Origin of the sequence: Streptomyces sp. 549 (assembly GCF_030124175.1) — a bacterium.
GTDB lineage: Bacteria > Actinomycetota > Actinomycetes > Streptomycetales > Streptomycetaceae > Streptomyces.
In genome coordinates, this window is record NZ_JASKMT010000005.1 from 91,062 (window position 1) to 113,091 (window position 22,030).

Here is a 22,030-nt window from a genome sequence, read left to right on the forward strand (position 1 = left end):
ACGTCACGCTCAGCCCCGGATTCGCCAACAGTGTCCCGTGCGGTGCCGGGGCCCGTCTGCGGGGCGTGCCGGAGCGGGAGCCTGCGGGGCTCCCGCTCCCTCGGGTCTCAGAGGCCGGCGGCCTTGCGCAGGGCGTCGACGCGGTCGGTGCGCTCCCAGGTGAAGTCCGGCAGCGCGCGGCCGAAGTGGCCGTACGCGGCGGTCTGGGCGTAGATCGGGCGCAGCAGGTCCAGGTCGCGGATGATCGCGGCCGGGCGCAGGTCGAAGACCTCCGCGATGGCGTTCTCGATCTTCCCGACCTCCACCGAGGCGGTGCCGAAGGTCTCCACGAACAGGCCGACCGGCTCGGCCTTGCCGATGGCGTACGCGACCTGCACCTCGCACCGGCCGGCGAGGCCGGCGGCGACCACGTTCTTGGCGACCCAGCGCATGGCGTAGGCGGCCGAGCGGTCCACCTTGGAGGGGTCCTTGCCGGAGAAGGCGCCGCCGCCGTGGCGGGCCATGCCGCCGTAGGTGTCGATGATGATCTTGCGGCCGGTGAGTCCGGCGTCGCCCATCGGGCCGCCGATCTCGAAGCGGCCGGTCGGGTTGACCAGCAGCCGGTAGCCCTCGGTGTCCAGCTTGATGCCGTCCTCGACGAGCTGGGCCAGCACGTGCTCGACGACGAACTCCCGGACGTCGGGAGCGAGCAGCGAGTCCAGATCGATGTCCGAGGCGTGCTGCGAGGAGACCACCACGGTGTCCAGGCGCACGGCCTTGTCACCGTCGTACTCGATGGTGACCTGGGTCTTGCCGTCGGGCCGCAGGTAGGGGATGGTCCCGTTCTTGCGGACCTCCGACAGGCGGCGGGAGAGCCGGTGCGCCACGGTGACCGGGAGCGGCATCAGCTCGGGGGTCTCGTCGCAGGCGTAGCCGAACATCAGGCCCTGGTCACCGGCGCCCTGCCGGTCCAGCTCGTCGGCGTCGCCCTCCACCCGGTTCTCGTAGGCGGTGTCGACGCCCTGCGCGATGTCCGGGGACTGCGCGCCGATGGACACCGCGACGCCGCAGGACGCGCCGTCGAAGCCCTTCTTGGACGAGTCGTAGCCGATCTCGAGGACCTTGTTCCGCACCAGCGTGGGAATGTCGGCGTACGCCTTGGTGGTGACCTCGCCTGCCACGTGGACCTGGCCGGTGGTGATGAGGGTCTCCACGGCGACCCGCGAGGCGGGGTCGTCCTTCAGGAGGGCGTCGAGGATGGTGTCGCTGATCTGGTCAGCGATCTTGTCGGGGTGTCCCTCGGTGACGGACTCCGAGGTGAACAGGCGGCGGGACACATCGCTCCCTGGGGTTGCAGCGGCTGCTGGCTGAAAATTTGGCGGACCGGTCGGGGGCTGCGCCCGGGACGATCCGCGCACAGTTTATCGGTAGGGCCTTGTCTGCCGGTCAAGGCGTCTCACTCAGCGACACGAGAGTTCTACCACCCGGACGCCGCCGAGGGCAGATGGCCGGGTGCGCGAACCGCCCGGCGGGGGCTCACGCGCCCGCGCCCGGCGGGCTCAGCCGCCGTCCGTCCAGCGGCCGGCGACCAGGTCCCACACCGTCTCGGCCAGCGTCTCCTTGGGGCCCAGCGGGACGGGCGTCTCGCTGCCGTCGGCGCCGAGCACCACGGCCTCGTTGGTCTCGGCGCCGAAGGTGCGGTTCTCACCGACCTCGTTGACCACCAGCAGGTCGCAGCCCTTGCGGGCGAGTTTCGCCCGCCCGTTGGCCAGCACGTCGTCGGTCTCCGCCGCGAACCCGACGACCAGCTGGCCGGGGCGCGGCCGGTCGGCCGACAGCTCGGCGAGGATGTCGGGATTGCGGACCAGTGCCACCGGCTCGGGGTCCCGCCCGTCCTGCTTCTTGATCTTGCCGTCCGCGTAACGGGCCGGTCGGAAGTCGGCGACGGCCGCCGCCATGACGACCGCGTCGGCGTCCGCCGCCGCCTTCAGCACGGCCTCACGCAGCTGCACCGCGGTGCCGACGCGTACCAGGTCCACACCTGCCGGGTCGGGCAGTTCGGTGTGGGCGGCGACCAGCGTCACGCGGGCGCCGCGCGCGGCGGCGACCCCGGCGAGCGCGTAGCCCTGGCGGCCCGACGAGCGGTTGCCGAGGAACCGGACCGGGTCGAGCGGCTCGCGGGTGCCGCCGGCGCTGACCACCACGTGCCGGCCGGCGAGGTCGGGGGCCCGCACACCCCGGGCGAGCACCCGGCGGCAGACCTCCCAGATCGCGGCCGGGTCGGGCAGCCGCCCCTTGCCGGTGTCCGCGCCGGTCAGCCGACCCACGGCCGGCTCGACGACCACGGCGCCCCGGCGCCGCAGCGTGGCGACGTTCTCCTGCGTGGCGGGGTGCTCCCACATCTCGGTGTGCATGGCGGGGGCGAACACCACCGGGCAGCGGGCGGTGAGCAGGGTGTTCGTCAGCAGGTCGTCGGCGAGGCCGTGCGCGGCCTTCGCCAGCAGGTCGGCGGTGGCCGGGGCGACCACCACGAGGTCCGCGCGCTGGCCGATGCGCACGTGCGGGACCTGGTGCACCTCGTCCCAGACGCCGGTGGCGACCGGGTTGCCGGACAGCGCCGCCCAGGTGGCCTGGCCCACGAAGTGCAGCGCCGACCCGGTCGGCACCACACGCACGGAGTGACCGGACTCGGTCATCCTGCGCAGCAGCTCGCACGCCTTGTACGCGGCGATGCCGCCGCTGACGCCCAGAACGATCTCCGGCTTGTCCATCGCTCGCCTCTCCCGTTCACGGTGACGCTCGTGCCCGCCCCGTCGGGGCACCGGCTCCTCAGGTGTCCATGACACACCACAGGCCCGGCAGTGGTGCTGCCGGGCCCATGACGGGTCAAGGATCAGGTGTTACTGCGGCGGGGCCTCGACGGCCTCGGATGTCAGCAGGCCGGCGTTGATCTCGCGGAGCGCGATCGACAGCGGCTTCTCGTGCACGTGCGTGTCGACCAGCGGGCCGACGTACTCCAGGAGGCCCTCACCGAGCTGCGAGTAGTACGCGTTGATCTGACGCGCGCGCTTGGCGGCGTAGATCACCAGGCTGTACTTGGAGTCGGTGGCCTCGAGCAGCTCATCAATCGGCGGGTTGATGATGCCCTCGGGCGCGGTGATGGAAGAGGACACGCTCTGCCTTCCGATGGGAAAAGATCAAGTGATACGCATCAAGGCTAGCAGCTCGGCTGCCACGTCCTCGACGGAGGTGTTGACCAGAGTGGTGTCGAACTCGGTCTCGGCGGCCAGTTCGACGCGGGCGGCGCTCAGCCGCCGCTCGATCACCTCGGGCGCCTCGGTGCCGCGGCCGGTGAGGCGGCGGACCAGTTCGTCCCAGCTCGGAGGCGCGAGGAAGACCAGCTGGGCGTCGGGCATCGACTGCCGGACCAGGCGGGCGCCCTGCAGGTCGATCTCCAGCAGCACCGGCTCGCCTGCCTCCAGCCGCTCCAGCACGGCCTTGCGCGGCGTGCCGTAGCGGTTGCCGGCGAACTCCGCCCATTCGAGCAGTTCGCCGTTGGCGATGAGTTTGTCGAACTCGTCGTCGCTGGTGAAGTGGTAGTGCACGCCGTTTCGCTCGCCCGGTCGCGGGGCCCGTGTGGTGGCGGACACCGAGAGCCAGACCTCGGGATGGACCTTGCGCATATGGGCGACGACGGTGCTCTTGCCCACCCCGGAGGGGCCGGAGAGCACGGTCAGCCGAGGACGTTCACTCATGCAGCGATTATCCCGGTTCCTGGGAGTGCTCGGGCCCGCGGAGCCGCTGAGCGGCTGCCGCGGGCCCCACAGCACTCGCCAAGGTCAGTTGGCGCCGCCGAACTCGCGCTCCAGCGCGGCGATCTGGTTGGAGCCCAGACCGCGGACGCGGCGGCTCTCGGAGATGCCGAGCCGCTCCATGATCTGCTTGGCACGGACCTTGCCGACGCCGGGCAGGCTCTCCAGGAGAGCGCTGACCTTCATCTTGCCGATGACGTCGTTCTCCTGACCCTGCTTGATGACGTCATGGAGGGAGGCACCGGAGTGCTTGAGCCTGTTCTTGACCTCGGCGCGCTCCCGGCGAGCCGCGGCGGCCTTCTCGAGCGCGGCTGCGCGCTGTTCAGGGGTAAGGGGCGGAAGAGCCACGCCTTCGTCACCTCGGATGTCGAACTGTCGGATACGGATCGGTGAGGAACCTAGTAGCCCCGCACCTGCGGAGCAACGAGCAACGCACCTGTGCACGTCGCTCTCGTCGGAGACTAGCGGTCGATCGCCGCAGAGTCAGCGAGAACAGCGGAAAAGTCCTGGTCAGACTCAACTGACCAGGACTTTTACGGACAAATCTTCGAGGATTCGCGGGCGGTGGCCGACACCGGACCCCCCTCGGGGCCGCCGGGCGTGCGCCGGGTCAGCGGTTCGCGGCGAGCTCGGACGCGTACCGGTCCGCCGCCTCCCGCAGCCCGGCGGCGGTGGGACCGGCGCCCAGGACTCCGCGGCTGACGCTGGGCAGCACCGCGCGCGCGGCGGCTCCGAAGACCCGGGGCAGGTCCGCCGGAGTGGCCCCCTGCGCGCCCAGGCCGGGCGCCAGCAGCGGGCCGTTGACGTCCAGGTCGGCGTCGGCCCGGTCCAGCGTCGCGCCGACCACCGCGCCGAAGGAGCCCAGCGGGTCGGCGCCGGCGTTCTCCCGGGCCAGGTGGTCGAGCATCACCTGCGCCACCGAGCGGCCGTCCGCGGCCGTCGCACGCTGCACCTCGGGGCCCTCCGGGTTGGAGGTGAGGGCCAGCACGAACACCCCGCAGCCGTGTCGCCGCGCGAGGTCGAGCGCCGGGCGCAGCGAGCCGTAGCCCAGGAAGGGGCTGACGGTCACGGCGTCGGAGAACAGGGGCGCCCCCGGCTGGAGGTAGCCGGCCGCGTAGGCGCCCATGGTGGAGCCGATGTCGCCGCGCTTGGCGTCCATGAGGACCAGCGCGCCGGCGTCCCGGGCGTCGGCGACGGCCCGCTCCAGGACCGCGATCCCCCGGGAGCCGAAGCGCTCGAAGAACGCGGACTGCGGCTTGAGCACGGCGACGCGGTCGGCGAGCGCGTCCACCACCGTGCGGGTGAAGCGCTCCAGACCGGCGACGTCGTCGGTCAGGCCCCACGAGGCGAGCAGCGAGGCGTGCGGGTCGATGCCCACGCACAGCGGTCCGCGGGTGTCCATGGCCCGGTGCAGCCGGGTGCCGAAGGGCACGGGCTCAGGGGCCTTCGCAGCGGCAGGGTGAGCGGGGGCAGCGTGGTCGGGGCGTTGGGGAGCGGTCATGCTGCGGTGTCCGCCTCACGGGTCTCGGCGCCGACCGCGTCGGCGAGGGTGGCGTAGGGGCTCTCGCGGAGCAGTTCGGCGAGCCCGCGGTGGATGCGGCGGGACCAGAACGGCCCCTCGTAGACGAAGGCGCTGTAGCCCTGCACCAGGGTGGCCCCGGCCAGGATGCGCCGCCAGGCGTCCTCTGCGGTGGTGACGCCGCCGACGCCGACGAGCGTGATGCGGTCGCCGACCCGGGCGTACAGGCGGCGCAGCACCTCCAGGGAGCGCTCCTGCAGCGGGGCACCGGACAGGCCACCGGTCTCGGCCGTCAGGGCGGGGGGCGAGACCAGGCCGAGGCCGTCGCGGGCGATGGTGGTGTTGGTGGCGATGATGCCGTCCAGGCCCAGGTCGACGGCGAGGTCGGCGACGGCGTCCACGTCCTCGTCGGCGAGGTCGGGGGCGATCTTGACCAGCAGCGGCACCCGGCGGCCGGTGACGGCGCGGTCGGCGGCCTCACGCACCGCGGAGAGCAGCGGGCGCAGCCGGTCGGCGGCCTGCAGGTCGCGCAGGCCGGGCGTGTTGGGAGAGGAGACGTTGACGACGAGGTAGTCGGCGTGCGGGGCGAGCCGTTCGGCGGAGGTGACGTAGTCGGCGATCGCCTCCTCCTCGGGCACGGCCTTCGTCTTGCCGATGTTGACGCCGACGGTGGTGCGCTGCAGCGGGCGGCGGCGGGCCAGGCGCTCGGCGACGGCAGCCGAGCCCTCGTTGTTGAAGCCCATGCGGTTGATCAGGCCGTGGTCGGCGGTGAGCCGGAACAGGCGCGGTGCGGGGTTGCCGGACTGCGGCCTGCCGGTGACGGTGCCGATCTCGACGTGGTCGAAGCCGAGCATCGCCAGGCCGTCGATGCCGACGGCGTTCTTGTCGAAGCCGGCCGCCATGCCGAACGGGCCGTGCATGCGCAGGCCGAGCGCCTCGGTGCGCAGTTCTCGGTGGCGGGGGGCGAGCAGCGCGGCGAGCAGGGTGCGCAGGACGGGCACGCGGACGGCCCGGCGAATCCAGCCGAAGGCCAGGTGGTGGGCCTGCTCCGGGTCCAGCCGCCGCAGGACGAGCTGGAACAGCAGGCGGTACGGGCGGTACATGCGGGGCCTCTTCGCAGACGGGTTCGGCGGGAACGCGGACAGCGGCGGACAGCGGCGGCCCGCCGGGTGGGGGACGTGTGCGCGTCCCCCACCCGGCGGGTCACATCGCGCGGGCGGCGTTCAGCCGGGCCGCGTGCTCCTGGAGGGAGCACACGCCGACCTCTCCCCGGCTGAGGGCCTCGATGCCCTGCACCGCGGCGGCGAGCGCCTGCACGGTGGTCAGGCAGGGCACGGCCCGGGCTACGGCGGCGGTGCGGATGTCGTAGCCGTCCAGGCGTCCGCCGGTGCCGTAGGGGGTGTTGACGATCAGGTCGACCTGGCCGTCGTGGATGAGCTGCACGATGGTCTTCTCGCCTGCGGGGCCCTCGCCCTCGCTGTGCTTGCGGACCACGGTGGCGTTGATGCCGTTGCGGCGCAGCACCTCGGCGGTGCCGGAGGTGGCCATCAGCTCGAAGCCGAGGGCGACGAGCTCCCGGGCGGGGAAGATCATCGAGCGCTTGTCGCGGTTGGCGACGGAGACGAACGCGCGGCCCTTGGTGGGCAGTGCGCCGTAGGCGCCGGCCTGCGACTTGGCGTAGGCGCTGCCGAAGACGGAGTCGATACCCATGACCTCGCCGGTGGAGCGCATCTCCGGGCCGAGCACGGTGTCCACGCCGCGTCCGTGCACGTCGCGGAAGCGCGACCAGGGCATGACGGCCTCCTTGACGGAGATCGGCGCGTCCAGCGGCAGCGTGCCGCCGTCCCCGGTGGCGGGCAGCATGCCCTCGGTGCGCAGCTCGGCGACGGTGGCGCCGAGCGAGATGCGGGCCGCCGCCTTCGCCAGCGGGACCGCGGTGGCCTTGGAGGTGAAGGGCACCGTCCGCGAGGCGCGCGGGTTGGCCTCCAGCACGTAGAGGATGTCGCCGGCCAGCGCGAACTGGATGTTGATCAGTCCGCGCACGCCGACGCCGCGCGCGATGGCCTCGGTGGAGGCCCGCAGCCGCTTGATGTCGTACCCGCCGAGCGTGATCGGCGGCAGCGCGCACGCGGAGTCGCCGGAGTGGATGCCGGCTTCCTCGATGTGCTCCATGACGCCGCCGAGGTAGAGCTCCTCGCCGTCGTAGAGCGCGTCGACGTCGATCTCGATGGCGTCGTCGAGGAAGCGGTCGATCAGCACCGGGTGCTCGGAGATGAGCCCGGCGTGGCGGCGCAGGTACTCGGCGAGCGAGGGCTCGTCGTAGACGATCTCCATGCCGCGTCCGCCCAGCACGTAGGAGGGGCGGACCATGACCGGGTAACCGATGCCGGCGGCGATGGCGCTGGCCTCGTCGAAGGAGTACGCGGTGCCGTACTTGGGGGCGGGCAGCCCGGCGTCGGTGAGCACCCGGCCGAAGACGCCGCGGTCCTCGGCGGCGTGGATGGCCTCGGGTGAGGTGCCCACGACGGTGACGCCGTTGTCCTTCAGCCCCTGGGCCAGACCCAGCGGGGTCTGGCCGCCGAGCTGCACGATGACGCCGGCGACCGGTCCGGCCAGCGACTCGGCGTGCACGATCTCCAGCACGTCCTCCAGCGTGAGCGGCTCGAAGTAGAGCCGGTCGGAGGTGTCGTAGTCGGTGGAGACGGTCTCCGGGTTGCAGTTGACCATCACCGTCTCGTAGCCCGCGTCGTGCAGGGCGAACGAGGCGTGTACGCAGGAGTAGTCGAACTCGATGCCCTGGCCGATGCGGTTGGGCCCGGATCCCAGGATGATCACCGCGGGCTTCTCGCGCGGGGCGACCTCACTCTCCTCGTCGTAGGAGGAGTAGAAGTACGGCGTGCGGGCGGCGAACTCGGCGGCGCAGGTGTCGACCGTCTTGTAGACCGGGCGCACTCCCAGCGCGTGCCGCACCTCGCGCACCACGTCCTCGCGCAGGCCGCGGATGCCGGCGATCTGCGCGTCGGAGAAGCCGTGCCGCTTGGCCTCGGCGAGCAGCTCGGGGTCGAGCCGCTCGGCGGCGGCGAGGTCGTCGGCGACCTCCTTGATCAGGAACAGCTGGTCGGTGAACCAGGGGTCGATGCAGGTCGCGTCGAAGACCTGCTCGGGGGTGGCTCCGGCGCGGATCGCAGCCATCACCGTGTTGATGCGGCCGTCGGTGGGCCGCCCGGCCTCGGCGAGCAGCGTGTCCAGGTCGCCGGTGGGCGAGGTGAAGTCGAACTGGCTGCCCTTGCGCTCCAGGGAGCGCAGCGCCTTCTGCAGCGCCTCGGAGAAGTTCCGGCCGATCGCCATGGCCTCACCGACCGACTTCATGGTGGTGGTGAGTGTGCTGTCGGCGGCGGGGAACTTCTCGAACGCGAAGCGCGGAGCCTTGACCACCACGTAGTCGAGTGTCGGCTCGAAGGACGCCGGCGTTTTCTCGGTGATGTCGTTGGGGATCTCGTCCAGGGTGTAGCCGACGGCGAGCTTCGCAGCGATCTTCGCGATCGGGAAGCCGGTTGCCTTGGAGGCGAGCGCGGAGGAGCGGGAGACACGCGGGTTCATCTCGATGACGATGATCCGGCCGTCCTTCGGGTCGACCGCGAACTGGATGTTGCAGCCGCCGGTGTCGACGCCGACCTCGCGGATCACCGCGATGCCGATGTCGCGCATCACCTGGTACTCGCGGTCGGTGAGCGTCATCGCCGGGGCGACGGTGATCGAGTCACCGGTGTGCACACCCATGGGGTCGAAGTTCTCGATGGAGCAGACGACCACGACGTTGTCGTTCTTGTCGCGCATCAGCTCCAGCTCGTACTCCTTCCAGCCGAGGATGGACTCCTCCAGGAGGACCTCGGTGGTCGGCGAGAGGGACAGGCCCTGCCCGGCGATGCGGCGCAGCTCGTCCTCGTCGTGGGCGAAGCCGGAGCCGGCGCCGCCCATGGTGAAGGAGGGCCGGACGACGACCGGGTAGCCGCCGAGTTGGTCGACCCCGGCCAGCACGTCGTCCATGGAGTGGCAGATGTAGGAGCGGGCCGAGTCGCCGTGGCCGATCTTCTCCTTCACGGCCTGCACGACGCCCTTGAACAGTTCGCGGTCCTCGCCCTTGTTGATCGCCTCGACGTTGGCGCCGATCAGCTCGACGCCGTGCTTGTCGAGGGCGCCGGACTCGAAGAGGGAGATCGCGGCGTTGAGCGCGGTCTGGCCGCCCAGGGTGGGCAGCAGCGCGTCGGGGCGCTCCTTGGCGATGATCTTCTCGACGAACTCGGGCGTGATCGGCTCGACGTAGGTGGCGTCGGCGATCTCCGGGTCGGTCATGATCGTGGCCGGGTTGGAGTTGACCAGGATGACCCGCAGGCCCTCGGCCTTGAGCACCCGGCAGGCCTGGGTGCCGGAGTAGTCGAACTCGGCGGCCTGGCCGATGACGATCGGACCGGAGCCGATGACCAGGACGGACTGGATATCGGTGCGCTTAGGCACGCTGGCCCTCCATCAGTGATACGAAGCGGTCGAACAGGTAGGCGGCGTCGTGCGGCCCGGCGGCGGCTTCGGGGTGGTACTGGACGCTGAACGCGGGGCGGTCGAGAAGCCGCAACCCCTCCACCACGTTGTCGTTGAGGCCCACGTGGGAGACCTCGGCGCGGCCGTAGGGCGTGTCGGAGACGGTGTCCAGGGGCGCGTCGACGGCGAAGCCGTGGTTCTGCGCGGTGATCTCGACCTTGCCGGTGCTGCGGTCCTGCACGGGCTGGTTGATGCCCCGGTGGCCGTACTTCAGCTTGAAGGTGCCGAAGCCGAGTGCGCGGCCGAGGATCTGGTTGCCGAAGCAGATGCCGAACAGCGGGGTGCCGCGTTCCAGCACCTCGCGCATGAGCGCGACAGCGTGCTCGGCGGCGGCCGGGTCGCCGGGGCCGTTGGAGAAGAAGACGCCGTCGGGAGCGACCGCGTACACCTCCTCGGCGGTGGCGGTGGCGGGCAGCACGTGCACCTCGATGCCGCGTTCGGCCATCCGGTGCGGCGTCATGCCCTTGATGCCGAGGTCGACGGCGGCGACGGTGAACTTCTTCTCACCGACCGCGGGCACCACGTAGGCCTCCTGCGTGGTGACCTCGGCGCTGAGGTCGGCGCCCTTCATCTGCGGGGCCTCCTGCACGCGGGCGAGCAGGGTGGCGTCGTCGGCCAGCGCGTCGCCGGAGAACACCCCGACCCGCATGGCGCCGCGCTCGCGCAGGTGCCGGGTGAGGGCCCGGGTGTCGATGCCGCTGATGCCGACGACTCCCTGGGCGGTGAGCTCGTCGTCGAGGGTGCGCGCCGAGCGCCAGTTGGACGGGACGCGGGCCGGGTCGCGGACGACGAAGCCGGACACCCAGATCCGGCGCGACTCGGCGTCCTCGTCGTTCATGCCGGTGTTGCCGATGTGCGGGGCGGTCATCACGACCACCTGGCGGTGGTAGGAGGGGTCGGTGATGGTCTCCTGGTAGCCGGTCATGCCGGTGGAGAACACCGCCTCGCCGAAGGTCTCCCCCACGGCTCCGTAGGCACGGCCGCGGAAGGTGCGGCCGTCCTCCAGGACGAGTACGGCGGGAGCGCGCTTCGCTCCCCGGGTGGCGGTCGTCATCGTGCGCCTTCCTCGATCTGCGGGGCGTGCGGGGCGGCTGCGTCGGCGGAGCCACCGGAGAGTTCTTCGACGGCTGCGACCCACGCGCCGTGGTCGGCGGAGCGGTCGAGCCGGAACCCGGAGTCGATCCGGGTGTCGCCGAGCTGCCAGACGACGACCAGCAGGCCGCCCTGGGTGAGGACCTTGCCGGCGATGCCGGTGTCGAGCCGGGCGCCGCACAGGTCTGCGACGGGCACGAAGTAGTCGCGGGCGCCGGGGCGCAGCACGGTCAGGCCGTCTGCGGTGAGCGTCAGCGACACCCGGCTGCGGGTGCCCAGGCCGTGCGCGACGATGCGGTCGAGCCACTGGCCGGCGCGGGTGGAGCCGTGGTAGCGGCCCTCCCCGGTGAGCAGCGGCTCGGCCGTCCCGTCGCCGGGGGCGGCGGGTTCGGGCAGGCCGCCCTGGAGCGTGCCGCGCCACTTCCATCCCTCGCGCATCAGCCAGTACAGCAGCGCGATGAACAGCAGCAGGCCCACGACCCAGCCGATGCGGGCCGCCCAGTCCGTCACCTCCTGGGACTTGCGCTCGACGGTGCCGTCCGCGAGGAGGTGCATCAGTTGAGGGTTCACGCCAGTTTCCCGTCCACGACCGTTGCCCGGCCCCGCAGGAAGGTGTGCGTCACCCGTCCCGGCAGCTCGCGACCCCGGTAGGGGGTGTTGCGGCTGCGGGAGGCGAAGCCCGCGGGGTCCACCTGTCCACGGTATGCCGGATCGACCAGGGTGAGGTTGGCGGGCTCGCCTGCCGAGACGGGGCGGCCGTGTCCGGCGAGACGCCCGATGTGCGCGGGCCGGAAGGACATGCGGTCGGCGACCTGCGCCCAGTCCAGCAGCCCGGTGTCGACCATGGTGTGCTGCACCACCGACAGGGCCGTCTCCAGGCCGACCATGCCCATGGCCGCGGCACCCCACTCGCAGTCCTTGTCCTCGTGCGGGTGCGGGGCGTGGTCGGTGGCGACGCAGTCGATGGTGCCGTCGGCGAGGGCCTCGCGCAGCGCCTCCACGTCAGCCGCGGTGCGCAGCGGCGGGTTGACCTTGTAGACCGGGTCGTAGGAGCGCACCAGCTCGTCGGTGAGCAGGAGGTGGTGCGGGGTGACCTCGGCGGTGACGTTCCAGCCCTTGGACTTGGCCCAGCGCACGATCTCCACCGAGCCGGCGGTGGAGAGGTGGCAGATGTGGACGCGGGAGCCGACGTGCGCGGCGAGCAGCACGTCGCGGGAGATGATCGACTCCTCGGCCACGGCCGGCCAGCCGCCCAGGCCCAGCTCGCCGGAGACGACGCCCTCGTTCATCTGGGCGCCCTCGGTGAGGCGGGGTTCCTGCGCGTGCTGGGCGATGACGCCGTCGAACGCCTTCACGTACTCCAGGGCGCGGCGCATGATCACCGCGTCGTCGACGCACTTGCCGTCGTCGGAGAAGACCCGCACGCCGGCGGCCGACTCGTGCATGGCGCCCAGTTCGGCGAGCTTGCTGCCGGCCAGGCCGACGGTGACGGCGCCGACCGGCTGCACGTCGCAGTAGCCGGACTCCCGGCCGAGCCGCCAGACCTGCTCGACGACGCCGGCGGTGTCGGCGACGGGGAAGGTGTTGGCCATGGCGTGCACGGCGGTGAAGCCGCCGGCGGCGGCGGCGCGGGTGCCGGTGAGGACCGTCTCGGAGTCCTCACGGCCGGGCTCCCGCAGGTGGGTGTGGAGGTCGACGAGGCCGGGCAGCAGCACCAGCCCGTCGGCGTCGACGACCTGGGCGCCGCCGGCGTCCAGGCCGGTGCCGACCTCGGCGACGGTCTCGCCGTCGATCAGTACGTCGGCGGGGTCGCCGCCCAGGACGCGCGCGCCGCGGATCAGGGTCTTGGCTGTGCTCACTTGCTCTCCTCGGTGCGGGTGGGCGTGGCGGTCTGGAGGGCCGGGTCGCTGACCGCGGGCTCGGCGCCGCCGAGCAGCAGGTACAGGACGGCCATGCGGATGCTGACGCCGTTGGCGACCTGCTCCACCGCGGTGCACCGCGGGGAGTCGGCGACGTCGGCGGTGATCTCCATGCCGCGGTTCATCGGCCCGGGGTGCAGGACGACGGCGTGCTCGGGCATGCGCGCCATGCGCTGGCCGTCGAGGCCGTAGCGTCGGGCGTACTCGCGTTCGGTCGGGAAGTAGGCGGCGTTCATGCGTTCCCGCTGGACGCGGAGCATCATCACCGCGTCGGACTTGGGCAGCACCTGGTCCAGGTCGTAGGACAGCTCGCACGGCCAGCTGGCGATGCCGACGGGCACCAGGGTGGGCGGGGCCACCACGGTGACGCGTGCCCCGAGCGTGCTGAGCAGGTGCACCCCGGAGCGGGCGACCCGGCTGTGCAGGATGTCGCCGACGATCGTGACATGGCGTCCGTCGAGGTCGCGGCCCGCACCGCCGCCCAGCCTGCGCCGCAGGGTGAACGCGTCCAGCAGGGCCTGGGTGGGGTGCTCGTGGGTGCCGTCGCCGGCGTTGACGACCGAGCCGCCGATCCAGCCGGAGGTGGCGAGGCGGTGCGGCGCGCCCGAGTCGTGGTGGCGGATGACGACCGCGTCGGCACCCATCGCCTCCAGGGTGAGCGCGGTGTCCTTCAGCGACTCGCCCTTGGAGACGGACGAGCCCTTGGCGGAGAAGTTGATGACGTCGGCCGAGAGGCGCTTGGCTGCCAGTTCGAAGGAGATCCGGGTGCGGGTGGAGTCCTCGAAGAACAGGTTGACGACCGTGCGTCCGCGCAGGGTGGGCAGCTTCTTGATCGGCCGGTCGGCGAGCCGGGCGAGTTCCTCGGCGGTGTCGAGGACCATGACGGCGTCGTCGCGGGTGAGGTCGGCGGCCGAGATGAGGTGTCGCTTCATCGGATGCGGGCTCCGTGGAGTGGGATGAAGGGTGCGGGCGGGCAGGCGGCAGCGACGGACCCGCGCTGCGGCGGGCAGGCGGGCGCGGGGGTGCGCTACAGCTCGCCGGCCGGAGCGGTCTCGCGCAGGCCGAGCAGCACGCCGTCGCGGCCGTCCTCCTCGGTGAGCTGGACCTTGACCGTCTCCCGCAGCGACGTGGGGAGGTTCTTGCCGACGTAGTCGGCGCGGATCGGCAGCTCGCGGTGGCCGCGGTCGACCAGTACGGCGAGCTGCACGGCACGCGGCCGTCCGATGTCGCCGAGCGCGTCGAGCGCGGCGCGGATGGTGCGGCCGGAGAAGAGCACGTCGTCGACGAGCACGACCAGGCGGCCGTCGACGCCGTCGGCGGGGATCTCGGTGCGGGCCAGCGTACGGGCCGGGCCCAGCCGCAGGTCGTCGCGGTACATGGTGATGTCGAGCGAGCCCACGGGTACCGGGCGGCCGGTGATGTCCTCGAGCTTGGCTGCGAGGCGCCGGGCGAGGTGCACTCCCCTGGTGGGGATGCCGAGCAGCACCACGTCGTCGGCGCCCTTGGCGCGTTCGACGACCTCGTGGGCGATGCGGGTCAGAACCCGGGCGATGTCGGGGGCCTCAAGAACGGGCCGGGCCTGAGGCGAACCTGCGCTGTCAGCGCTGTCAGCGCGGGCTGTGCTGTCGGAGCTGGATGTGCCGTAGTTGCTGCTGTTGCTGTCCATACGTGACGGACCTCCTTCCCCGCCTCACTGGACGGGCCTTAAAGGACGCCGGAATCGAACAGCACAACCGTAGCAGGAGGCGCGGGGTGATCCGCATCCGCCCAGGTCATCGGGGGGTGGGCGGCTCCCGGCTTGACGCCGGACATTACGCTGCGTAACCTCACAGTGAGTTACGAAAACCTCATCCGGGGAGCCATATGTCCAGCGAATACGCCAAACAGCTCGGCGCCAAGCTTCGCGCCATCCGCACCCAGCAGGGCCTGTCCCTGCACGGTGTCGAGGAGAAGTCCCAGGGCCGCTGGAAGGCGGTCGTGGTGGGCTCCTACGAGCGCGGCGACCGCGCGGTGACCGTGCAGCGCCTCGCCGAACTGGCTGACTTCTACGGCGTTCCGGTGCAGGAGCTGCTGCCGGGCACCACGCCGGGCGGAGCCGCCGAGCCGCCGCCGAAGCTCGTCCTCGACCTGGAGCGGCTGGCCCACGTGCCCGCCGACAAGGCAGGACCGCTGCAGCGGTACGCGGCCACCATCCAGAGCCAGCGCGGCGACTACAACGGCAAGGTGCTGTCGATCCGTCAGGACGACCTGCGCACCCTGGCCGTGATCTACGACCAGTCGCCCTCGGTGCTCACCGAGCAGCTCATCAGCTGGGGCGTACTGGACGCCGACGCCCGGCGTGCCGTCGCCCACGACGACCTCTGACACCTCCAGGTCCGCCCGCGGCGACCGCCCCCGCGGGTCGCGGGGTTCCCGTCGCCCACCGCAGTGCCCCGCAGTCGCCCGCCGAGGCCGACTGCGGGGCACTGGCGCTTCCGTGGCTCCACAGGGGCTCGCAGGGCCTGACGGCGCCTGGGCCTGGAAGCGGCGGGTGGGCGCACGGCCGACGGGGGCGGGTCCGGGACATCTGGTGTCCCGGACCCGCCCCCGTCGGGCGGTGCGGTGGCGGTCAGGCCTGGCGCAGGCTCGGCTTGAGCTCCTTCAGGCGGCCCAGCAGGCCGTTGACGAAGCCCGGCGAGTCGTCGGTGGAGAACTCCTTGGCGAGCTGCACGCACTCGTCGAGCACCACCGCGTCGGGCGTCTCGTCCTCCCAGATCAGCTCGTACGCACCCAGCCGCAGGATGCTGAGGTCGACCACCGGCATGCGGTCCAGCTCCCAGTCCACGGCGTAGGTGGCGATCAGTTCGTCGATCCGCGCCGCGTGAGCGGCGTAGCCCTCGACGAGCTGCATGGTGTACTCGCCGACCGGCGGCTGCCGGGGATCGGTCCGCGCGTGCCGGAGCCAGTCCGCGAGGACCTCCGTCACGGAGGCGTCGCGCTGGTCGGCCTCGAACAGGATCTGGAAGGCGCGCTTGCGGGACTTGCTGCGGGCAGCCACGGTTAGCTGTTCACCCGGCCGAGGTAATCTCCGGTGCGGGTGTCGACCTTGATCTTCTCGCCGGTGGTGATGAACAGCGGGACGCCGATCTCGTGACCGGTCTCCAGCTTGGCGGGCTTGGAGCCACCGGTGGAGCGGTCGCCCTGCACGCCGGGCTCGGTGTGCTCGATGACCAGCTCGACGGCGGCCGGCAGCTCCACGGAGAGCGGGTTGCCCTCGTACATGGCCACCGTCGCCTCGAAGCCCTCGATGAGGTAGTTGGCCGCAGTGCCGACCACCTCGCGGGAGACGTGGATCTGGTCGTAGGTGCCCATGTCCATGAAGACGAAGTACTCGCCGTCCATGTACGAGAACTGCATGCTGCGCCGGTCGACGGTGGCGGTCTCGACCTTCGTGCCGGCGTTGAAGGTCTTGTCGACGGTCTTGCCGGAGAGCACGTTCTTCAGCTTGGTGCGCACGAAGGCAGGGCCCTTGCCGGGCTTGACGTGCTGGAACTCGACAACGGACCAGAGCTGTCCGGCGTCGAGCTTGAGCACCATGCCGTTCTTGAGGTCGTTCGTGGTGGCCACGGTCGCGGAATCTCCTGAGACTGCTTGGGAGACCAAGGGAGCCCTGCCCGCGTGCCCGTGGGCTCACCAGCCCGGTGGGGCGCTAGAGAGCGAGCAGTTCCTTGGTCGTGATGGTGAGTAGCTCCGGCCCGCCGTCTGCGGAGGGGCGGACGACGAGTGTGTCATCGATCCGGACCCCGCCCCGCCCCGGGAGGTGGACCCCCGGTTCGACGGTGACCGGCACGCAAGCGTCCAGTTTACTCATGGCTCCTGGCGACAGCCGAGGGTCCTCACCGATTTCCAGCCCCACCCCGTGCCCGGTGCGGTCGCCGACCGCCTCTCCGTAGCCGGCCGCGGCCAGCACCTGGCGGGTCGCCCGGTCCACCGACCGGCACTCGGCTCCGGGCGCCAGCGCCTCCCGTCCGGCGCGCTGAGCAGCGAAGACCAGCTCGTACAGGTCGATCTGCCACTCGGCGGGCGAGCTGCCGATGACAAAGGTGCGGCCGATCTGGCAGCGGTAGCCGCGGTAGCGGGCACCGAGCCGGACGGTGAGGAAATCGCCCTCCTCCACACGCCGGTCGCTCGGCACGTGCCCAGCCAGGCCGGAGTGCCGGCCGGTGGCGACGGAGGTGGGGAACGCCGCGCCGTCCGCACCGTGGTCGACCAGTCGGCGTTCCAGTTCCAGCGCGAGGTGCCGCTCGGTGCGCCCCACCAGGATCGACTCCAGCAGTTCGCCCAGCGCCTGGTCGGTGATCTCGGCGGCGATGCGCAGCGCTGCGATCTCCTCGCGGTCCTTGACGAGCCGCTGCTGCTCCACGGCGCTGCCCAGGTCGGCCAGGCGCAGCCGGGGGGCGGCGGAGGCGACCAGCCGGTGCCTGGCCACCGTCAGGTGCCGCTCCTCCACCGCGAGTACCGCGCTGCCGGAGCGGTCGGCGAGGGCCGCGGCGGCAGCCGCCGGATCGCCCTGACCCGGCAGCAGCCGGGCCCGCAGCTCACCCGACGGGTCCGGCAGGGGCGGGCCGCCCTCGCCGGGCAGGGCGAACAGCGTGTCGCGGCCGTCGGCGCCCAGCAGCAGCACCGCGCCGGGCGCGTCGCAGCCGGTGAGGTAGTGCAGGTTGGCCGGACTGGTGACCAGTGCGGACGTGGTGTCCGCGGCCGACGCCGCGCAGCGGTCGCGGAGCCGGGAGCGGCGGAGCGTGTGCACCTCGGACATGGGGCGAGCCTAGGCTCGCGGCGCCGATCCGGCCGGTCGAGCGCAGCCGTACGGGCGTCACCCGCCCGATGCCGCCCGCGGGCGGCGGGGTTACCAGGCGGGCGGGCCTACCAGGTCGGCGGGCTGGCGAGGCTGCGGGCGACGATCTCGTCCAGCAGCCGGGCCGTGGTCTCCACGTCGTGCCGGGAGTTGTCCAGGATGGGCAGCCCCGAGCTGTACCAGCCGGCCATGCGCCCGTGGATACGGGCGACCTCCTCGTCGCTGAGCCGCCGGTTGCCGCTGCGGGCGGCGTTGCGCTCCAGGACGATCTCCAGGCCGGGCAGCAGCACCACGGGGATCAGTCCGGGGCCGACGTGCCGCTTCCAGCCGCCCAGGCCGACGGCGGGCCGGTCGGGGAAGACCGCGTCGTCGAGGATGCAGGAGATGCGGTTCGCGAGGAAGTTGCGGGCGGCGAAGCCGCATGTGCGGCGGGCCAGGCGGTACTGCGCCTCCGACTGGTCGTTCCAGCCCGTCTGCGGGTCGGCGAACCCGGCGCGCACCCACTCCCGCACGTCGTCGAGGCTGATGTGGGCGGTGGGCACGGGGCGGCGGTCCGCCCAGTGGCGGGCGACGGTGGTCTTTCCCGCTCCGGCCGGCCCGATGAGCAGCACCGCGACCGCTGCGTGCGCGGCGTCCAGCGTGGCCGGGTCGGCGGCGGGCGCGGGTATCTGCACCGGGGCGCCGGGCGGCAACCGCAGCTGCCCGGTGGGCTCGGGGGCCTGCGCGGCCGGCGGCGGCCCGGCCGCGTGCCATCCCGGGTGCACCGGCGGCTGCGCGGGGTGCGGCGGGTGCCCCGGCGGGACGGGCGGGTGCGCCCCGTAGTGCTGCATCCGTCCCCACTCCGTTCGCTCGGTGCTCGTTGCGGCGCCGGGAGGCGGTCCGTCGCTGACGAACCGTACCGCCCGGGGCGCCCCCAGTATGAACGGGCCCGACCGGTGGCGAGTGCCCGACCTGACCCGTCAGCCGCCGAGTTCGTCGGCGAGGGCCCGCAGCGCCAGGCGGTAGGACCCGATACCGAAGCCCGCGACGGTACCGGTGGCCACCGCGGCCACCACGGACAGGTGCCGGAACTCCTCGCGGGCGTGCGGGTTGGACAGGTGCACCTCGATGAGCGGCGCGGTGCGCTGCGCGGCGGCGTCCCGCATGCCGTACGAGTAGTGGGTGAACGCGCCCGGGTTGAGCACGACCGGCAGCCGGCCGTCGGCGGCCTCGTGCAGCCAGCTGATCAGCTCGCCCTCGTCGTTGGTCTCCCGCACCTCGACGTCGAAGCCGAGTTCGGCGCCGAGTTCGGCGCAGGCCTTCACCAGGCCGGCGTAGGAGGTGGTGCCGTACACGTCCGGTTCACGGGAGCCGAGCCGGCCCAGGTTGGGCCCGTTCAGCACCAGCACCCGGCGGCTCGTGCCGCCGTCGGCGCCGGCGCTCACGCGGCGATCTCCGCGTGGGCGGCGAGCAGCATCGCCGGGTCGGGCCCTTCCAGGACTACGGGGCGGGCCAGGCCGTCGAGCACGATGAAGCGGAGCCGGTCGCCGCGGGTCTTCTTGTCGACCTTCATCGTCTCCAGCAGCTTGGGCCACTGGTCGCCGCGGTAGGTGACGGGCAGTCCGACCGCTTCGAGGAGTGCGCGGTGGCGGTCGGCGGTGGCGTCGTCCAGCCGGCCGGCGATGCGGCCGAGTTCCGCGGCGAAGACCATACCGACGGCGACGGCCGCGCCGTGCCGCCAGTTGTAGCGCTCGTTCTTCTCGATGGCGTGCGCGAGGGTGTGGCCGTAGTTGAGGATCTCGCGGCGGCCGGACTCCTTGAGGTCGTCGGAGACGACGTCGGCCTTGACCCGGATGGAGCGCTCGATGAGCTCGGCCGTGTTCGGCCCCTGCGGGGTGCGGGCCGCGGCGGGGTCGCTCTCGATGAGGTCGAGGATGGCGGGGTCGGCGATGAAGCCGGCCTTGATGACCTCGGCGAGACCGCTGACGTAGTCGTGCACGGGCAGCGAGTCCAGCGCCGCCAGGTCGCAGAGCACCCCGGCTGGCGGGTGGAAGGCACCCACGAGGTTCTTGCCCTCGGCGGTGTTGATACCGGTCTTGCCTCCGACGGCCGCGTCGACCATGCCGAGCACGGTGGTGGGCACGGCGATCCAGCGCACGCCGCGCAGCCAGGTGGCCGCGACGAACCCGGCGAGGTCGGTGGTGGCGCCGCCGCCGACGCCGACGATGACGTCGGTGCGGGTGAAGCCGGTCTGCCCCAGCGCCTTCCAGCAGTAGGCGGCGACCTCGGCGGTCTTGGACTCCTCGGCGTTGGGCAGCTGCACGGCGATCGCGTCGTAGCCCTGCGCGGCGAGGTCCTCGCGCAGCACCTCACCGGTCTCGGCGAGCGCCTCGGGGTGCAGTACCGCGACCCGCTTCGCGGCGGTGCCGATCAGGCCCGGCAGCTCGTCCAGCAGCTGCCGGCCGATCAGCACGTCGTAGGGCTCGGTGCCGGCACTGCCGCCGACGGTGATGCGGGTGGGCGACCCGGTCGGGTGCGATGTCATGACTTCTTCAGCTCCAGGACGTCGAGGATCTCGTCGGCGACCTCGTCGGGGGTGCGGTCTTCGGTGCTGACCACGGCACGGGCGACCTCGGCGTACAGCGGGCGGCGCTCCTCCATCAGCTGCCGCCACTGCTGGCGGGGGTTGACGGTGAGCAGCGGACGGGGCGCGTCCAGGCCGGTGCGGCGCACGGCCTCGGCGACGCCCATCTCCAGCAGCACCACCGGCCGCCCGGCCAGCAGGAGGCGGGTCTCGGCGGCCAGGACCGCGCCGCCGCCGAGGGAGAGCACCCCGTCGTGGCCGGTGACGGCGGCCTGCACCGCCTCGCGCTCCAGCGCCCGGAAGTGCTCCTCGCCCTCGTCGATGAAGATCTCCGCGACGGGCTTGCCGGCCCGCTCCGCGACGTCGTCGTCGGTGTCGCGGCAGGTGGTGCCCAGCCGCTCGGCCAGGATCCGGCCCACGGTGGTCTTGCCCACACCCATCGGCCCGACCAGGATGACCGCCGGGCCGCTCAACGGATCGCCAGGTTGTCGAGGTAGCCGCGCACGTTGCGGCGGGTCTCGGTCACGCTGTCGCCGCCGAACTTCTCCGCGACGGCGTCCGCGAGGACCAGGGCGACCATGGCCTCCGCGACGATGCCGGCCGCCGGGACCGCGCACACGTCGGAGCGCTGGTGGTGGGCCTTCGCCGCCTCACCGGACTGCACGTCGACGGTGGCCAGCGCCCTGGGCACGGTGGCGATGGGCTTCATCGCCGCCCGCACCCGCAGCAGCTCGCCGGTGCTCAGGCCGCCCTCGGTGCCGCCGGAACGGCCCGAGGAGCGGCGGATGCCCTGCTCGGTGCGGTGGATCTCGTCGTGCGCCTTGGAGCCGGGCACCCGGGCCAGGTCGAAGCCGTCACCGACCTCCACGCCCTTGATCGCCTGGATGCCCATCAGCGCCGCGGCCAGCCGCGCGTCCAGACGGCGGTCCCAGTGCACGTGCGAGCCCAGCCCGACCGGCACACCGTGCGCGACGACCTCGACCACCCCGCCGAGCGTGTCGCCGTCGGTGTGGGCCTGGTCGATCTCGGCGACCATCGCCTTGCTGGCGTCGGCGTCCAGGCAGCGCACCGGGTCGGCGTCCAGGCGCTCCACGTCGGCCGGCACCGGCACCTGCCCCTGCGGGGCACGGGCCCGGCCCAGCTCCACCACATGGCTGACGATCTCGATCCCGGCGGTCTGCTCCAGGTAGGAACGCGCGACGGTACCCAGCGCGACCCGGGCGGCGGTCTCCCGCGCGGAGGCGCGCTCCAGGATCGGGCGGGCCTCGTCGAAGCCGTACTTCTGCATGCCCGCCAGGTCGGCGTGACCGGGCCGGGGACGGGTCAGCGGCGCGTTGCGGGCCAGGGCGGCCAGCTCCTCCTCGGGGACCGGGTCGGCGGCCATCACCTTCTCCCACTTGGGCCACTCGGTGTTGCCGACCATGATCGCGACCGGCGAGCCGAGGGTGAGGCCGTGCCGCACACCGCCGAGGAAGGTCACCTCGTCCCGCTCGAACTTCATCCGGGCGCCGCGCCCGTAGCCGAGCCGCCGCCGGGCCAGCGCGTCCGCCACCATGTCGGTGGTGACCGGCACTCCGGAGGGCAGTCCCTCCAGCGTCGCCACCAGTGCGGGGCCGTGCGACTCCCCCGCGGTCAGCCAGCGCAACCTGCTCAACGGTGCTCCTCAATTCGGGCGCGGTGTGCTTGCCCCGATCCTGCCATGCCCGGGGCCGG

At 72.4% G+C, this 22,030-nt stretch carries 22 protein-coding genes; 1 reads left to right on the forward strand and 21 read right to left on the reverse strand.

The window, feature by feature from the left end:
- Window positions 1-107: 107 nt before the first annotated feature.
- The 13 genes from metK to pyrR all read right to left on the reverse strand — a co-directional run bounded on the left by metK (window position 108) and on the right by pyrR (window position 14,583).
- Window positions 108-1,316, reverse strand: a complete 1,209-nt coding sequence (gene metK / locus QNO07_RS08065) for a methionine adenosyltransferase (protein ID WP_283990984.1) — start codon at window positions 1,314-1,316, stop codon at window positions 108-110.
- A 222-nt stretch (window positions 1,317-1,538) separates the two neighbouring features.
- Complete coding sequence (gene coaBC, locus QNO07_RS08070; RefSeq protein WP_283990985.1) at window positions 1,539-2,750, reverse strand: bifunctional phosphopantothenoylcysteine decarboxylase/phosphopantothenate--cysteine ligase CoaBC; 1,212 nt, start codon at window positions 2,748-2,750, stop codon at window positions 1,539-1,541.
- 129 nt (window positions 2,751-2,879) lie between these two features.
- Entirely contained in the window at window positions 2,880-3,152 is a 273-nt protein-coding gene (rpoZ, locus tag QNO07_RS08075; protein WP_283990986.1) for a DNA-directed RNA polymerase subunit omega, read from the reverse strand.
- Between the two features lie 24 nt (window positions 3,153-3,176).
- Window positions 3,177-3,734 (reverse strand): guanylate kinase, encoded by a 558-nt coding sequence (gmk, locus tag QNO07_RS08080; protein ID WP_283990987.1) that lies wholly within the window; start codon window positions 3,732-3,734, stop codon window positions 3,177-3,179.
- Window positions 3,735-3,818: 84 nt separating this feature from the next.
- Window positions 3,819-4,139, reverse strand: a complete 321-nt coding sequence (locus tag QNO07_RS08085; RefSeq protein ID WP_283990988.1) for an integration host factor — start codon at window positions 4,137-4,139, stop codon at window positions 3,819-3,821.
- Between the two features lie 262 nt (window positions 4,140-4,401).
- Window positions 4,402-5,292, reverse strand: a complete 891-nt coding sequence (gene pyrF / locus QNO07_RS08090; RefSeq protein ID WP_283990989.1) for an orotidine-5'-phosphate decarboxylase — start codon at window positions 5,290-5,292, stop codon at window positions 4,402-4,404.
- Window positions 5,289-6,413 carry a quinone-dependent dihydroorotate dehydrogenase gene (locus QNO07_RS08095; RefSeq protein ID WP_283990991.1) on the reverse strand — a complete coding sequence of 375 codons (1,125 nt, stop codon included), beginning with the start codon at window positions 6,411-6,413 and terminating at the stop codon, window positions 5,289-5,291. The genes pyrF and QNO07_RS08095 overlap by 4 nt, the downstream gene beginning before the upstream one ends.
- 100 nt (window positions 6,414-6,513) lie before the next feature.
- The gene (gene carB, locus QNO07_RS08100) at window positions 6,514-9,825 is read right to left on the reverse strand and encodes a carbamoyl-phosphate synthase large subunit (protein ID WP_283990992.1); all 3,312 of its coding nucleotides are present in this window, start codon (window positions 9,823-9,825) and stop codon (window positions 6,514-6,516) included.
- Window positions 9,818-10,960, reverse strand: a complete 1,143-nt coding sequence (gene carA / locus QNO07_RS08105) for a glutamine-hydrolyzing carbamoyl-phosphate synthase small subunit (protein WP_283990993.1) — start codon at window positions 10,958-10,960, stop codon at window positions 9,818-9,820. The genes carB and carA overlap by 8 nt, the downstream gene beginning before the upstream one ends.
- Window positions 10,957-11,553 (reverse strand): PH-like domain-containing protein, encoded by a 597-nt coding sequence (locus tag QNO07_RS08110; RefSeq protein WP_283990994.1) that lies wholly within the window; start codon window positions 11,551-11,553, stop codon window positions 10,957-10,959. The genes carA and QNO07_RS08110 overlap by 4 nt, the downstream gene beginning before the upstream one ends.
- A gap of 11 nt (window positions 11,554-11,564) precedes the next feature.
- Window positions 11,565-12,857: a dihydroorotase gene (locus tag QNO07_RS08115; protein WP_283990995.1), complete on the reverse strand. Its 1,293-nt coding sequence runs from the start codon at window positions 12,855-12,857 to the stop codon at window positions 11,565-11,567.
- Window positions 12,854-13,849, reverse strand: coding sequence for an aspartate carbamoyltransferase catalytic subunit (locus QNO07_RS08120; RefSeq protein WP_283990996.1), 996 nt, complete (start codon window positions 13,847-13,849; stop codon window positions 12,854-12,856). The genes QNO07_RS08115 and QNO07_RS08120 overlap by 4 nt, the downstream gene beginning before the upstream one ends.
- Window positions 13,850-13,944: 95 nt before the next feature.
- The gene (pyrR, locus tag QNO07_RS08125; protein WP_283990997.1) at window positions 13,945-14,583 is read right to left on the reverse strand and encodes a bifunctional pyr operon transcriptional regulator/uracil phosphoribosyltransferase PyrR; all 639 of its coding nucleotides are present in this window, start codon (window positions 14,581-14,583) and stop codon (window positions 13,945-13,947) included.
- 197 nt (window positions 14,584-14,780) lie between these two features.
- Between pyrR and bldD the strand changes: the two genes are divergently transcribed.
- A complete protein-coding gene (gene bldD, locus QNO07_RS08130) occupies window positions 14,781-15,281 on the forward strand; it encodes a transcriptional regulator BldD (RefSeq protein WP_283990998.1) in 501 nt (166 codons plus the stop codon).
- 244 nt (window positions 15,282-15,525) lie between these two features.
- Here bldD and nusB read toward each other — a convergent pair whose 3' ends face one another.
- The 8 genes from nusB to aroC all read right to left on the reverse strand — a co-directional run bounded on the left by nusB (window position 15,526) and on the right by aroC (window position 21,971).
- A complete protein-coding gene (nusB, locus tag QNO07_RS08135) occupies window positions 15,526-15,954 on the reverse strand; it encodes a transcription antitermination factor NusB (RefSeq protein WP_283990999.1) in 429 nt (142 codons plus the stop codon).
- A 2-nt stretch (window positions 15,955-15,956) separates the two neighbouring features.
- On the reverse strand, window positions 15,957-16,523 hold the full coding sequence (gene efp / locus QNO07_RS08140; protein WP_283991000.1) for an elongation factor P: 567 nt from the start codon (window positions 16,521-16,523) through the stop codon (window positions 15,957-15,959).
- Window positions 16,524-16,605: 82 nt separating this feature from the next.
- Window positions 16,606-17,715 (reverse strand): M24 family metallopeptidase, encoded by a 1,110-nt coding sequence (locus QNO07_RS08145; RefSeq protein WP_283991001.1) that lies wholly within the window; start codon window positions 17,713-17,715, stop codon window positions 16,606-16,608.
- Window positions 17,716-17,822: 107 nt separating this feature from the next.
- Window positions 17,823-18,584, reverse strand: a complete 762-nt coding sequence (locus QNO07_RS08150; protein ID WP_283991002.1) for an AAA family ATPase — start codon at window positions 18,582-18,584, stop codon at window positions 17,823-17,825.
- A gap of 129 nt (window positions 18,585-18,713) precedes the next feature.
- Complete coding sequence (gene aroQ, locus QNO07_RS08155) at window positions 18,714-19,178, reverse strand: type II 3-dehydroquinate dehydratase (protein ID WP_283991003.1); 465 nt, start codon at window positions 19,176-19,178, stop codon at window positions 18,714-18,716.
- A complete protein-coding gene (gene aroB, locus QNO07_RS08160) occupies window positions 19,175-20,278 on the reverse strand; it encodes a 3-dehydroquinate synthase (protein WP_283991005.1) in 1,104 nt (367 codons plus the stop codon). Before aroB ends, aroQ begins: the two co-directional genes overlap by 4 nt.
- Window positions 20,275-20,790, reverse strand: coding sequence for a shikimate kinase (locus QNO07_RS08165; RefSeq protein WP_283991006.1), 516 nt, complete (start codon window positions 20,788-20,790; stop codon window positions 20,275-20,277). Before QNO07_RS08165 ends, aroB begins: the two co-directional genes overlap by 4 nt.
- Complete coding sequence (gene aroC, locus QNO07_RS08170) at window positions 20,787-21,971, reverse strand: chorismate synthase (RefSeq protein ID WP_283991007.1); 1,185 nt, start codon at window positions 21,969-21,971, stop codon at window positions 20,787-20,789. Before aroC ends, QNO07_RS08165 begins: the two co-directional genes overlap by 4 nt.
- Window positions 21,972-22,030 lie beyond the last annotated feature (59 nt).